We start from the raw sequence: 13030 nt of genomic DNA, 5'->3' as shown, positions 1-13030 counted from the left end.
TGATCGCAACTTTGCTGCGAGGCCGACATGCTCAACACGGCGAATTCGACGATTCTCGACGAGGCGCAGCGCGCCCCGCGTGCAAGACGCGCGGGGGGCCAGGCGATTTCCTGGTTCGCGCTGCTGCCGTGGGCGTTGCCGGTGTGCGTCTATCTGCTCTGGTGGAAGGCGGCGCAGGCGGGCTGGATGTCGGCGCAGATCCTGCCCGCGCCTGAACTCGTCTGGGAGACCGCGCGCGACCTGCTGCGCGATGGCCTCGTGTCGAACCTGCTCATCAGCCTCACGCGGCTCGCGATTGGCTTCGTGCTGGGCGCGCTGGGCGGCGCGTTGCTCGGGGCGCTGATGGGCGCGAGCGTGGTGGCGGAAGAGGTCGTCGCGCCGCTTTTCTATGCCATCGCGCAGGTGCCGCCGCTCGCGCTGCTGCCGCTCCTGATGGTGGTGCTGGGCATCGGCGAGGCGCTCAAGCTCGTGCTGATCTTCAAGGCGGTGGCGATTCCCGTCGCGATCCACACGCAAGCGGGCGTGCGGGCCATGCCCTGGCGCCTGCGCGAGGTGGCGGGCGTGTTGCGCCTGAGTGCGTGGCAGCGCGTGCGCCTGCTCGTGCTGCCCGCCGCGTTGCCCGCGTTCCTGACCGGCGTGCGCCAGGCGCTCGCGCAGGGCTGGCTCACGCTGATCGCGGTGGAGCTGCTGGCCTCGTCGGAAGGGATCGGCTACCTGATGGTCTATGGGCGGCAGATGTTCCAGCTCGACGTGGTGTTCGTCTGCATCGCGACCATCGGGCTGACCGGCTTCGCCATCGACCAGGGCGTGCAGCGGCTTGAGCGCAGGCTCGTGCGCTGGCCGCATGAAGCGCCGGGTGCGCGCATCGCGACGGCGCAGCGCGGCGTGCAGCGCTACCTGCGCGGCGCGGTCTTGCCGGTGCTGATCTTCGCGCTCTGGGCCGTGGTCGCGAACCGGCATCTCGTCGATGCGAACCTGCTGCCCGCACCGGACGTCGTGCTGCACAGCGCGCTCGACGACCTGCGCAGCGGCGCGTTGCCGGTGCCGCTCGCCCATACGCTTGCCCGCGCGGGCGAAGGGCTGGCCGTCGGCGCGCTCGCGGGTCTCGCGCTCGGCATTGCGCTGGGCGCGCTGACCTGGGTGCGGCGCGCCCTCGGCCCGACGCTCACCGCGTTGCGCCAGGTCGCGATCTTCGCGTGGATCCCGCTGCTGACCGCCTGGGCGGGCCTGGGCGACCTGTCGAAGGTGATCTTCGTCGCGCTCGCAGCGTTCTTTCCCGTCGTGCTGGCGACGAGCCGCGCCGTCGAAGGCCTGCCGCCCGCGCTCGTCGAAGTCGCGCGCACGCTGCGCCTGAATCCGTGGCAGCGGCTGCGCTGGCTGATCGTCCCGGCGATCCTGCCTGGCGTGTTCGCGGGGCTGCGCCTCGCGCTGGTCTATGCGTGGCTTGGCGCGATTGGCGCGGAGTACCTGATGCCCTCGGGCGTGGGGCTCGGCACCTTCATGATCGACGCGCAGCAGCTCTTTCGCACCGACCGCCTGCTGGCCGCCGCCGTCACGATCGGCGCGCTGGGGGCGTTGTTCGGCTGGCTCGGCGGCCGCCTCGAAGCGTCGGCGACGCGCTGGCGCACGCGGCATTGAGCGCTTTTATGTGACACGCACCGATTTTCTCTGGAACTCTCAGAACTCCCTGGACACCTCACCATGACGCAACCCTCCGCCAAACGCCCCAACTTTCTCGTGATCGTCGCCGACGATCTGGGCTTTTCCGATCTCGGCGCATTCGGCGGCGAGATCGCCACGCCCAACCTCGACGCGCTCGCGCACGCGGGCGTGCGTTTCACCGACTTCCATACGGCGTCCGCCTGTTCGCCCACGCGCGCGATGCTGCTGAGCGGCACCGACCATCACGTCGCGGGGATCGGCACGATGGCGGAGGCGCGCCCGCCCCATCTCGCCGATAAACCGGGCTATGAGGGCTACCTGAACGACCGCGTGGCGGCGCTGCCCGAACTGCTGCACGACGCGGGCTATTTCACGGCGATGGCGGGCAAGTGGCACCTTGGGCTGACGCTCGATCGCGCGCCTTCCGCGCGCGGCTTCGAGCGCTCGTTCGCGCTGCTGCCGGGCGCGGCCAATCACTACGGCTTCGAGCCCGTGGGCGAGGACGACGAGCAGCCGCGCCTGATGCGCTCGACGCGCGGCCTGTACGTGGAAGACGGCCACTATGCGGAAAACCTGCCGGAAGACTTTTATTCCTCCGACGCCTTCGCCGACAAGCTGATCCAGTACCTGGGCGAGCGCGAGGACGAAGGCGACGACCGGCCCTTCTTCGCTTACTTGCCGTTTTCGGCGCCGCATTGGCCGCTGCAGGCACCGGCCGATATCGTCGCGCATTACCGTGGCCGCTACGACGCGGGCCCCGACGCGCTGCGCGCCGAACGCCTGGCGAAGCAGAAAGCACTCGGCCTGCTGGACGCCGAAGCGACCGCTCACCCCGTCGTCGCGCCCACGCCCGAATGGGACGCGCTCACGCCCGAGGCACGCGCATTCTCGGCGCGCACGATGGAGGTCTACGCCGCGATGGTCGAGCGGCTGGACTGGAACGTCGGCCGCGTGATCGAGCACCTCAAGCAGACCGGCGAATTCGACAACACCTTCGTGCTGTTCCTCTCCGACAACGGCGCGGAAGGCGCGCTGCTCGAAGCGCTGCCGATCTTCGGGCCCGACCTGCAACGCTTTATCCGCGACTACTACGACAACAGCCTGGACAACGTGGGGCGCGGCAATTCCTATGTCTGGTACGGCCCGCGCTGGGCCCAGGCGGGCACCGCGCCGTCGCGGCTCTACAAAGCGTACACGACGGAGGGCGGCATACGCGTGGTGGCGTTCGCGCATCATGCGGCGCTGGCGCGGCGCGGTGTCGGCGAAGCGTTCGCGACGGTGATGGACGTGGTGCCGACCGTGCTCGAACTCGCGGGCGTCGAGCATCCCGGCACGCACTGGCGCGGCCGCGAGATCGCCGCCGTGAAGGGCCGCTCGCTGCTGCCGTACCTGCGCAACGAGACGCAAGCGGTACACGACGCGAGCCACGTGACCGGCTGGGAACTGTTCGGGCGGCGCGCGGTGCGCCAGGGCGACTGGAAGGCCGTGTTCATCCCCGTGCCCGCTGGCCCGGGCGTCTGGCAGCTCTACGATCTTGCGCGCGACCCCGGCGAGACCCACGATCTTGCCGCCGCCGAACCGCAGCGCCTGCAAACGCTGCTCGCGCACTGGGAAACCTATGTCGAGGAAAACGGCGTGCAGGCGTTCGAGTTCGCGCCGGCTTGACGCAGCGGCGTGCTGGCGGGCATGGCTGGGACGCGCACCGCGTTAGTGCGGCGGCGTAGATATGGATAGCAAAAAATCATGGTTTGGGCGGGCGGGGATCGAATGCTCAAATGGTTCGAACACATCACCCCCGGAGAATGGATCATGGCCGCCATTGCCAGGCATGCGCAGCGCTTTGCTGCGCATGCGCCGCCCCCCGCTTCAGCATCTTCAGCGCCTTTAACGCCTTTAGCGCCTTCCAGCTATGCCAGCCACGACGCGCTGTTCCGGCGCGCGCTCGACCCGCTGACGCGCCAGCGCGTCATCAACGCCTTTCTCACCCATCCGAGCCTGCTGCACTGGTCGGCGGGCGCGGCGGCGACGCTCGTCGATGCGGGCTACGAGAAGACCTGGCTGCAGGGCGAGCTGGTGGTGCCGTACCAGGCCGACTGCAAGGAGATCCTGATCGTGCTGGCGGGCGCGCTGGAGGCGAGCTGGGTGAGCGCGTCGGGCGCACGCGTGATCGGCGAATATATCCAGCCCGATTCGGTCATCAACATCATTCCGGCGCTCGACCGGAAGGGTTCGCTGTGTGACCTGTATGCGCGCGGCACGGTGCGGCTGTACCATATCCCGCGCGAGGCGATGCTCGACCTGTTCGAGCAGCAGCCCGCGTTGATGCGCGGCTTTTTCGAATTGATCTGCTCGCGCAACCGCGAACTGAACGACCGCTTTCGCTTCTCGCGGCTCGCGGATTTCAGCGGCCGGGTGGCCGAGCGGCTGCTCAGCCTTGCGGAGCGTTACGGCCATCCCGTCGATACCGGCGTGGAGATCGGCCTGAAGCTTTCGCAGGACGACCTGGCGGCGCTGCTGGGCGTGTCGCGGCAGAGCATCAACAAGGAACTGCGGGCGTTCGCCGATCGCGGCTGGATCGAGATTCGCTATGGGCAGGTCACGATTGTGGACAGTGCGGCCTTGCTGATGGTGCGCGAGGCCTGCGAGTGAACATGGCGAGCGCGCCGCTCAAATCAAACAGACAGAGGACACAGACATGAGCACGATTTACGACATTCCCGTCAACGCCATCGACGGTGCACAAACCACGCTGCGCCCCTACGCGGGCAAGGTACTGCTGGTGGTGAACGTGGCGTCCAAATGCGGGCTGACGCCGCAATACGAAGGACTCGAAGCGCTGTACGAAGGCAAGCGTGCCGAAGGCCTGGAAGTGCTCGCGTTTCCGGCCAACAACTTCAAGGGCCAGGAGCCGGGCACCGACGCCGAAATCCAGGCGTTCTGCACCGGCACGTTCGGCGTGAAGTTTCCGCTGTTCTCGAAGATTTCCGTGGTGGGCGACGACCAGCATCCGCTCTATCGCTCGCTCACGCAGGCCCAGCCGCAAGCGACGGGCGACGGCCCATTCCGCGCGCGCCTGGAAGGCTACGGCATTGCGCCGAATGCCGCGCCCGACGTGCTGTGGAACTTCGAGAAGTTTCTCGTGAGCCGCGCGGGCGAAGTGGTCGCGCGCTTCGCACCCGATACGGCGGCCGACGATCCGAAGCTCGTCGCCGCCATCGACGCGGAACTGGCGAAGGCATCGTAATCGCCTGCTTCTGAAGCCTCTTCCACGCGCGGAAGATCAGGAGGTTTTCTCCGCCTTCTGCGCGACCAGCACCCGGCTGCCCGCGTTCGCGGGCAGCATCAGACTGTCGATCGTGGCCAGCAGCGCCACGCACGCGATCATCCCGAACGCGAGCTGAAAATCCCCCGGCGTGGCATGGCCCGCAGGCGTGCCGTGCCACGCCTCGGCGATCGACAGCATCAGCGCGCCCACCGCAATTCCCATCCCCGCATTCATCTGCTGCAGCACCGAAAAGAGCGTGGTGGCGTCGCGCATCTGTGGCTGCGGCACATCGGCGAAACCGATCGTGTTGAGCGCCGTGAACTGCATCGAGCGCGTCATGCCCGTGAAAAACAGCAGCGCGCACACGAGCCAGTAGGGCGTGGCCGCGCTCAGTTGCGCGCAGGCCGCGAACCCCGCCGCGACCAGCAGGCCGTTGACCAGCAGCACCGTGCGAAAGCCGAAGCGATGCATGATGCGCGTGGTGCCCGGCTTCATCGCCAGGTTGCCCGCGAACAGCCAGAGCAGCAGCGCGCCCGCCTGCACGGCGCTGTAGCCGAAGCCGATCTGGAACATCAGCGGCAGCAGGAACGGCGCGGTGCCGATGGCGGTGCGAAACAGCGAGCCGCCCAGCGCCGTCACGCGAAACGTGCGGATCGCCAGCGGCGCGAGGCCGAACAGCGGCTGCGGGGTGCGGCGCAGGTGCCACACGCTCAGCGCGAGCAGCACGACGCCGCTGCTCAGCACGCCAAGCGACAGGGCGCGCGCAACATCGGCGCGGCTGACTGCCTCGATGCCCGCCATGAAGAGGCCGAAGCCCAGCCCGCTCAGCACGAAGCCCACGGTATCGAAGCGCTGCGCGAGCGGCGGGCCGTTGCGCACGAGCACGCGCGCGGCCACGAACGCCAGCACGCCCAGCGGCAGGTTCAAGAGGAAGATCCAGTGCCACGTCCAGTGCGTGCTGATCCAGCCGCCCACGGGCGGGCCGAGGATCGGCGCAACCAGCGCGGGCCAGGTGAGCAGGGCGATGGCGCGCACGATGCCTTCCTTGGGCGTTTCGCGCATCACGACGAGCCGCCCGACCGGCACCATCATCGCGCCGCCGATGCCCTGCAGAATGCGCGCGGCGGTGAAGCCCAGCAGGCCCTGGCTCAGCGCGCAGAGCAGCGAGGCGAACGTGAACACGGCAATGGCAAGACTGAACACGCGGCGTGCGCCGAAGCGGTCGGCAGCCCAGCCGCTGACGGGAATGAAGACCGTGAGCGCGACCAGGTACGCCGACACGCCCACCGAAAGATACGCGGGCGCGGTGCCGAAATCGCGCGCCATCGCGGGCAGCGACGTGCCGATCACGGTGGCGTCGAGGTTCTCCATGAAGAACACGCCCGCGACGAGCAGGGCGATGGCAAGGCGTCGCCGGGCGGCGAGAGGGGACGTGTCGTCCATGCGGGGCAATTCCGGTGCGGGTTAAAGCGACTGGCAGATCTTAGACGAGTGCCTGGCCGGACGTGCGCCGCTTCGCATTGCATCGCCAGGCGCGCTTCAATTCGCCTTCATCCACTGGAGCACCTGTTGCCATTGCGCCGCCGTCATCGCGCCGAACCAGTCGTCGTGGTCGGCGCTGCCCAGCATCATCAGGTGAGCATTGCCGTGCGCGTTCGCGAAGTGCTGGGCGTGAACCACCGGGATCAGCGTATCCAGCTGCGCCCCGACGATCACGAGCGGCCCCGTGTAATGCGCCACGGCGGCGACCGAATCGAAGCCGTCGTGCAGCAGCCAGCGCACCGGGAAAATCGGATACTTCTGCGCGGCCACATCGGCGAGCGAATCCCACGGCGTGATGAGCGCGACCCCGGCAATCGAGGCTTCATTGCCTTTGACGACCTGCGAAGCCATGCCCGCGCCCAGCGATTCGCCGACCAGGTAAACCGGGCCGCCCCAGCGCGCGAGCGTCGCGTCGAACGCCTCGCGCGACGCGGCAAGCGCCGCTTTCATGCTGCGCGGCCCCGGCCGATTGCCGTGCCCCGGATATTCGACGATCACGGCGCGATAGCCCGCGCGCAGGAAAATATCGGCGAGCGGCAGCTTGGTTTCGGCGGATTCCTCGTTGCCGTGATAGACGATGAAGGTGCCGCGCGGCGTCTCGCGCGTGGGCGTGACGACGTAGCCTGCGTATTCGTCGTGAATATGCCAGGCCTCGACGGTGTCGCCCTCGTGCGTGACCGAGCGCAGGTCGGGCGCTTCGGGCGTGGCGGGCAGCAGCAGCCGGTCTTGCATCAGGAACAGCACCAGCGCCGCGATCAGCCACGCGGCGACCGCAAAACGTAAGCCATAGGAAAGCAGCCGCATGTGGGGTCTCGCGCGTCGGGATGCGTGGAGGGACTGCGCCAGTATAAGGAGAATCGCCCGAAGGACTGTGTCAGCCAGGCCTGCGCGGCCATGCCGCGTTTTACGGTACATTACGCATCGTTTGCCGCACCGCACCCCATTTTCTGACCCATTGCGCACACGTTCATGCAGGGCACGCCTTTTCCGCTCGATCTTTCCGGTCTCGCACAAAGCCTCTACGCGCAGGGCAGCGAAGAGGCGATCCTGTCGCGCCTGATGGAGCGCATTGCGCCCACCAATCGCTTTTGCGTCGATATCGGCGCGAGCGACGGCCTGCGCAACAGCAATACCGCGCTGCTGCTGCGCGAGCGCGGCTGGCAGGGCGTGCTGGTCGAAGGCAGCGCGTACCGCTACGGGAAACTCGCGGCGAACTATGGCGGCGAGCAGCGCGTGACGCTGCGTCACGAACGCGTGCAGCCCGATACGGTTGCGCAACTGCTCGCCGATGCCAATGCGCCGCAGGACTTCGACCTGCTTTCAATCGATATCGACGGCAACGACTACTGGATCTGGCGCGCGCTGGACGCTTACCAGCCGCGTATCGTGGTGATCGAATACAACCCGTACTACGCGCCGCCCGAGCGCTGGGTCATGTGCTACAACCCGGCGCACGAATGGGACGGCTCGACCTATTACGGCGCGAGCCTCGAATCGCTTTATCACCTTGGCCAACGCATGGGTTATGAACTCGTGTGCTGCGACGACATGGGCAATAACGCGTTCTTCGTGCGGCGCGACCTGTATGCGCTGCTGGGCATCGACAACAACGCGCCTTCGGTGCTGTTTCGACCGGCCATGTACAAGGTGCGTTATGTCGGGAACAACACCTTCTTGAGCGGCCATCCTTATCGTTACGGCCCGGCCGAGGCGATCTGACATGGCGAACTTCGACGCGATCTGTGCGGCCTATGGCATCGCGCATGACGGCGCGCCGCGTCAGGTCAGCGAACGCGTCTGGTACGTGAACGATGGGCGCGACGGGCACGGTGGCGTAGCCGTGAAGCTGTATGCCGATGAACACGTAGCGCGTGCGCAGAAGGAAGCGGCGGTTCTCGCGCATCTGCAAGCGCACGGCGATGCGCGCTTTCGCGTGCAATCGTTGCAGCGCACGCTGGCAGGCGAAGCGCTTTTTGTGGGCCACGATGTGCGCGCGTTGGTGACGCGATGGGTGCCAGGACAGACGCGTACCTACGACACGTTCACGTCCCGCGAATGGGAAGCGCTCGGTGCGAGCCTCGGCGCGCTGCATGTGAGCCTCGACACGTTCGATACGTTCGATATGCTCGATACGTCAAGCCTCCCTGCGTTCGACACGCTCCACGCGCGGCTTGCCGCCATCGACGCCGACGGCGTGCGCCGTGGCCTGACCGAAGCGCTCGGCCGCGACCGCGCGAATCTGCATGACTACGTGGAGACGTCGCTGCGCCTGCTCGACGCGCACTACCCGGGCAGCCTCGCGGCGTTCCCCGCCGACGATCCGCAGCATCCGATTCACAACGACTACAACCAGTTCAACTATTTGTTCGACGGCACGCTGCCGCCGCTGATCCTCGACTGGGAAGCGGCCATCGGCGCGCCGCGCGAATATGAACTCGTGCGCTGCCTCAATCATCTGCCGCTCGAAGCGCCGCACCATGCCGCCACGTTTGTGCGTGCGTATGCACGCGTACGCGCGCCACGCCCGGAAAATATCGCGTGGGCCATCGACGCCGCGTGTCTCCAGCACGCGCTCAAGCTATGGATCGTGCAGGGCTGGCTGAACGATCCGGTGCGTTTCGCGGCGCATCTGCGCGGCGCGACGACGATGGTGGCCGCATTCGACGGTGCGCGCGAGCGATTGATCGACTTCTATTCCCGTTGCCTGGAACCCGGCGACGGCAGGACGCCAACGTGACCACGACGAACGAAACCCGCGCGCGCAAGCATGTCTTTCCGCCGCCGATGGAGCGCCACTATCGCGTGCAGCATGGCCGCGTGCAGACGCGCTCGCTCGAAGCGCACATCGTCGATCACTGCAACCTGACTTGCGCGGAGTGCTGCTCGCTTTCGCCGCTGCTGCCCGAGTGGTACGCCCAGCCAGACGCGCTCGCGAACGACCTGCGCATGGCCGCGAAAGTGCTGCAACCGGGCGTGTTCAAGCTGGTGGGCGGCGAGCCGCTGCTGCATCCCGCCATCGTCGATATCGTCGGCTGTGTGCGCGCGACCGGCATCGCGCCGATGGTGTCCGTGACGACCAACGGGCTGAAGCTGGGCGACATGGCCGACGCGTTCTGGCAGGCCGTCGATGCGCTGACGATCTCGCTTTATCCCAAGCCGCGTCTCGCGCCCGATCTCGTGGCGCATATCGAGTCGCAGGCCGCGCGCTTTGACGTGCGGCTGAACTGGAAGGTGCAGGACACGTTCACGGTGATGAACCGCGCGCAGCCCTCGACCGATCGCGCCGAAGCGCAGCGCATCTACCACGACTGCTGGATTCGCGAACGCTGCCATATGGTGCGCGACGGCATGTTCTACACCTGCACGCGGCCCGCGCATTTTCATACCTTGTTCAAGGGCACCCAGGACTTTCGCGGCGACGGCCTGGCGTTGCGCGAGGACGCGGGCATGCTGGATGCCATGCTCGCGTACCTGCAACGCGAGACGCCGCTCGAAGCCTGCCTGCATTGCCACGGCGGCAGCGCGCCGCAGGCGCCGCATCGCGTGCTCAAACGCATCGAAGTCGAGACCCTGAAGGCGTTTTATCCATGAATTCGAGCACGATTGTCGGCACGCGCGACTATTTTGGTTTCGACCGTCTGCACTATCACCCGCGCCGCGGCGCGTGGGCGGGCACCATCGCCTCGACCTTGCGAGCGGCCGGGCAAAGCGCGGGCGGCGAGCCCGATGCGGCTGCCATCGCCGGTTACCTGAGCGGCGCGCGTCTGGTGGGACGCACCGTGTTGCGCGACGTGCGCGCCGTGCCGCCCGGTTGCGCGCTGGTGCAAACGGCGCAAGCGCTGGACGTGCAGCCTGCCGCCTGCGAAGCGCTGCGCGGCGACCTGCAGGCGCGGTTGCGCGCGTCGCTGCAACGTGCGCTCGACAGCGGCAAGCGTGTCGCGCTGGCGTTGAGCGGCGGACTCGATTCGGCGTTGCTGCTGGGCCTGTTGCGCGAACTGGACGCGCTCGACCAGGTCACCGCCTATATCCTCGCGACCGGCATGCCCGACTATTGCGAGCAGGACGCCGCGCTCGAACTCGCCACGCAGATGCAGGCGCGCGTGAAGATCGTGCACTTCGACGAAGCCGATTTCGTGAACGCGCTGCCGCTCACGACTTACGCGGTCGAGGAGCCGATGTTCAACCTGCATCCCGTCGCCAAGCACCTGCTTGCCGCGTCGATGGCCGCCGACGGCATTGAAATCGCCATCACCGGCGACGGCGCGGATCAGGTCTTGCGGCGCGACCGCTCGGCCAACTATCTGCCGCTGTGCCACGCGATCTTCGACGCACAAGGCGTGGCGCTGCATCCGCCTTTTGTGGACGCGGCGGTGGTCGCCCATCTGCTGGCGGTCGAGCCCGATCCCAACAAGCAATGCCTGCGCGACATCGGCGCACGCCTCGCGTTGCCCGCGCGGCTCGTGCACGGGCCGAAGCGCGGACGTCTAGCACCTGCGATGAATCTCGACGCGCTGCTCGACTGCGAACGCACCCGCACGCTGGCCGCATCGCTCGATCTTCCCGCACCGACGCTCGAAACCGACACCGAGCGCGTGTTGTGGACGACGCTTGCGCTCATCCTCGACCATCTGGGCGCGACCCACACTCCGGCCTGAGACCCCTATGAAACGAATCCTGTTTTGCGTGGTGCCCGAGAAGGGCCACCTCAACCCCTGCATTGGGCCGGCGCAGCGGCTCCAGGCCGCGGGCTTCGAAGTCGGCTTCTATGCGCCTGCCGATATTTCGGCGCAACTCGATGCAGCGGGCGCGTTCGCCTTTCTCGGCCCGCGCGAGCAGGTGCAGGCGCGTCCCGCCGCGCTTGAGGGCGAGCGCCACGAACTGTCGCGCGGCGCGGTTTTCGCCGAGAAAATCCGCGACGCCGCGTGGCTGCGCAACTGGATCCGCACGCTGCTGATCGACGAGACGCCGGGGCAGATCGATGGCATTCGCGCGATCATTCGTGACTGGCAACCGGCTGTCGTGGTCATCGACCCGCTGCACTATGCGTCCGCGCTGGCGGCGCATCTCGAAGACAAACCGTGGGTCTCGCTGTCGAACTCGTTGAATCCGGTCTTGACCGACGATATGGATTCCGAACTGTTGAGCACCGTGCGCTGGATTGCGCCCGAACGCGACAGGCTCTTCGCATCGTATGGCTTGCAGCCGCGCTTTCGTGGCTGCGACGTGCTTTCGCCGCACCTGACGATGGCGCTGACGACCGAGGCGCTGGTGGGCGAGCCGCCGCAAGGCGTGGCGCTGGTCGGCCCTGCCATGCCCGCCGGGCCGCGCGGCGACGAGGCGGATTTCCCGTGGCATCGGCTGGATAGCAGCCTGTCGCTGGTGTATATGTCGCTCGGCAGCCAGCTTTACTACCACCCGGACGTCTTCGCCAGGGTGATCGACGCCGCGCGCGCACTGCCCGTGCAACTGGTGCTGTCCGTGGGCGAGCTCGTCGAGACGGACTTGCTGCCGCGAAGCGACGAACGCGTGATTGCCGTGCGCTACGCGCCGCAACTCGCCGTGCTGGAGCGTGCCGACGTGTTCATCAACCACGGCGGCGCGAACTCGGTGATGGAGTCGCTCGCGTGCGGCGTACCGATGCTGCTCTCGCCGTTCTGTAACGACCAGTTTCATTCGGCGCATTTCGTCGAGCGGGCGGGCGCGGGCTTGCGCCTCGATCTGCAGACGGCGTCGGTGGACGGGATCGCCACTGCACTGGCGACGTTGCTGCGCCCCGGCGCGCTGCGCGAGCGCGCGGCGCAGATCCAGGCAAGCTACGCGCGCGACGGCTCGGCCGAAGCCGCGCGCCTCATTGGCGCACTCGCTTCAGAAAGCCGCCCGGTGACAGCGTCATGAGCACGCGGTCTTCGATATCGCCATCGACTTCGAATCGATCGTCGCGTGCTAGAAAAGCCTGCGCGGCGGTCGCAGGATTGTTGCCGCGGCCATAGGGCTTGCCGTCGAACATGGACTCGGGCAGGTATTCCATGATGGTGTCCATCACGATGACGTAGCTGCCTGGCGTGACGAGTGCCGCGTAACATTCGAGTTCGCGCAGCACGTGGTCGTGCGTGTGCGTGAGATCGAGAATCGCGAGCACGGGCCCCTGCGTGCCGACCTGTTCGCGTACTGCATCGAGCGTGGAGGTCGCGCACGACTCGCCTTCGATCAGCGTCATGCGATGGGCAAGGCGGTGGGACTGCAGGCGCTGCTTGACCTCGGCGCGCAGGCGCGGCTCGATGGCGATGAGGTGGCCTTCGCCGCCCACGAGTTCGAGCATCGACGCGGAAAACACCGCGCCGCCGCCTGCCGCGATGCCGGTCTGCACGATGTAACGCGGACGCACCTGCCAGATCAGTTCCTGGATCGCGAGCATGTCGCCGGGCAAGTGGAAAAAGCGCTCGCCCAGCCAGCGCGTATGAAAGAGATGATCGAATTCGGCCGCGCGCGTGAGCCATTCGATATTGACGTCCCGCATGCGGGACGAGATGCGTTCAGACATAGTCGATGCAGGGAGAGTGA

The 13030-nt window shown here is 67.2% G+C and carries 12 protein-coding genes; 9 read left to right on the top strand and 3 right to left on the bottom strand.

All coding sequences use genetic code 11. The features are described from left to right. Positions 1-27: 27 nt before the first annotated feature. The 4 genes from BBA01S_RS10620 (at position 28) to BBA01S_RS10605 (ending at position 4906) form a co-directional block, all read left to right on the top strand. A complete protein-coding gene (locus tag BBA01S_RS10620; protein WP_027816414.1) occupies positions 28-1638 on the top strand; it encodes an ABC transporter permease in 1611 nt (536 codons plus the stop codon). Positions 1639-1701: 63 nt separating this feature from the next. Then, positions 1702-3327, top strand: a complete 1626-nt coding sequence (locus tag BBA01S_RS10615; protein WP_027816413.1) for an arylsulfatase — start codon at positions 1702-1704, stop codon at positions 3325-3327. A 144-nt stretch (positions 3328-3471) separates the two neighbouring features. After that, a complete protein-coding gene (locus tag BBA01S_RS45130) occupies positions 3472-4311 on the top strand; it encodes a Crp/Fnr family transcriptional regulator (protein WP_052391724.1) in 840 nt (279 codons plus the stop codon). A 46-nt stretch (positions 4312-4357) separates the two neighbouring features. Beyond that, positions 4358-4906 (top strand): glutathione peroxidase, encoded by a 549-nt coding sequence (locus tag BBA01S_RS10605; RefSeq protein ID WP_027816412.1) that lies wholly within the window; start codon positions 4358-4360, stop codon positions 4904-4906. A 36-nt stretch (positions 4907-4942) separates the two neighbouring features. On the opposite strand, the gene BBA01S_RS10600 is transcribed toward BBA01S_RS10605, so the two are convergent. Together BBA01S_RS10600 and BBA01S_RS10595 are read right to left on the bottom strand one after the other, a co-directional pair. After that, on the bottom strand, positions 4943-6370 hold the full coding sequence (locus BBA01S_RS10600) for an MFS transporter (protein ID WP_027816411.1): 1428 nt from the start codon (positions 6368-6370) through the stop codon (positions 4943-4945). Between the two features lie 96 nt (positions 6371-6466). Further along, complete coding sequence (locus BBA01S_RS10595) at positions 6467-7273, bottom strand: alpha/beta hydrolase (protein ID WP_027816410.1); 807 nt, start codon at positions 7271-7273, stop codon at positions 6467-6469. Positions 7274-7438: 165 nt separating this feature from the next. On the opposite strand from BBA01S_RS10595, the gene BBA01S_RS10590 reads away from it, so the two are divergent. The 5 genes from BBA01S_RS10590 to BBA01S_RS10570 are packed head-to-tail and all read left to right on the top strand — an operon-like array spanning position 7439 to position 12364. Next, positions 7439-8188, top strand: a complete 750-nt coding sequence (locus tag BBA01S_RS10590) for a class I SAM-dependent methyltransferase (protein ID WP_027816409.1) — start codon at positions 7439-7441, stop codon at positions 8186-8188. Position 8189: 1 nt separating this feature from the next. Next, positions 8190-9206, top strand: a complete 1017-nt coding sequence (locus BBA01S_RS10585) for a phosphotransferase enzyme family protein (protein ID WP_042296683.1) — start codon at positions 8190-8192, stop codon at positions 9204-9206. Continuing rightward, entirely contained in the window at positions 9203-10060 is an 858-nt protein-coding gene (locus BBA01S_RS10580) for a GTP 3',8-cyclase MoaA family protein (protein ID WP_027816407.1), read from the top strand. Before BBA01S_RS10585 ends, BBA01S_RS10580 begins: the two co-directional genes overlap by 4 nt. Then, the gene (locus tag BBA01S_RS10575; protein ID WP_027816406.1) at positions 10057-11124 is read left to right on the top strand and encodes an asparagine synthase-related protein; all 1068 of its coding nucleotides are present in this window, start codon (positions 10057-10059) and stop codon (positions 11122-11124) included. The genes BBA01S_RS10580 and BBA01S_RS10575 overlap by 4 nt, the downstream gene beginning before the upstream one ends. Before the next feature lie 7 nt (positions 11125-11131). Continuing rightward, the gene (locus BBA01S_RS10570) at positions 11132-12364 is read left to right on the top strand and encodes a glycosyltransferase (protein ID WP_027816405.1); all 1233 of its coding nucleotides are present in this window, start codon (positions 11132-11134) and stop codon (positions 12362-12364) included. On the opposite strand, the gene BBA01S_RS10565 is transcribed toward BBA01S_RS10570, so the two are convergent. After that, entirely contained in the window at positions 12318-13010 is a 693-nt protein-coding gene (locus BBA01S_RS10565; RefSeq protein WP_027816404.1) for a cephalosporin hydroxylase family protein, read from the bottom strand. The two genes, BBA01S_RS10570 and BBA01S_RS10565, sit on opposite strands and share 47 nt — an antisense overlap. Positions 13011-13030: the final 20 nt, after the last annotated feature.

The organism is Paraburkholderia bannensis NBRC 103871 (assembly GCF_000685015.1).
Classification (GTDB): Bacteria; Pseudomonadota; Gammaproteobacteria; order Burkholderiales; family Burkholderiaceae; genus Paraburkholderia; species Paraburkholderia bannensis.
This window is presented reverse-complemented; position numbering and strand designations above follow the sequence as displayed.

Bases quoted from the DNA above. Each gene is read 5' to 3' on its own strand.
- BBA01S_RS10620 (WP_027816414.1), top strand. From the start codon at position 28: ATGCTCAACACGGCGAATTCGACGATTCTCGACGAGGCGCAGCGCGCC.
- BBA01S_RS10615 (WP_027816413.1), top strand. From the start codon at position 1,702: ATGACGCAACCCTCCGCCAAACGCCCCAACTTTCTCGTGATCGTCGCC.
- BBA01S_RS45130 (WP_052391724.1), top strand. From the start codon at position 3,472: ATGGCCGCCATTGCCAGGCATGCGCAGCGCTTTGCTGCGCATGCGCCG.
- BBA01S_RS10605 (WP_027816412.1), top strand. From the start codon at position 4,358: ATGAGCACGATTTACGACATTCCCGTCAACGCCATCGACGGTGCACAA.
- BBA01S_RS10600 (WP_027816411.1), bottom strand. From the start codon at position 6,370: ATGGACGACACGTCCCCTCTCGCCGCCCGGCGACGCCTTGCCATCGCC.
- BBA01S_RS10595 (WP_027816410.1), bottom strand. From the start codon at position 7,273: ATGCGGCTGCTTTCCTATGGCTTACGTTTTGCGGTCGCCGCGTGGCTG.
- BBA01S_RS10590 (WP_027816409.1), top strand. From the start codon at position 7,439: ATGCAGGGCACGCCTTTTCCGCTCGATCTTTCCGGTCTCGCACAAAGC.
- BBA01S_RS10585 (WP_042296683.1), top strand. From the start codon at position 8,190: ATGGCGAACTTCGACGCGATCTGTGCGGCCTATGGCATCGCGCATGAC.
- BBA01S_RS10575 (WP_027816406.1), top strand. From the start codon at position 10,057: ATGAATTCGAGCACGATTGTCGGCACGCGCGACTATTTTGGTTTCGAC.
- BBA01S_RS10570 (WP_027816405.1), top strand. From the start codon at position 11,132: ATGAAACGAATCCTGTTTTGCGTGGTGCCCGAGAAGGGCCACCTCAAC.
- BBA01S_RS10565 (WP_027816404.1), bottom strand. From the start codon at position 13,010: ATGTCTGAACGCATCTCGTCCCGCATGCGGGACGTCAATATCGAATGG.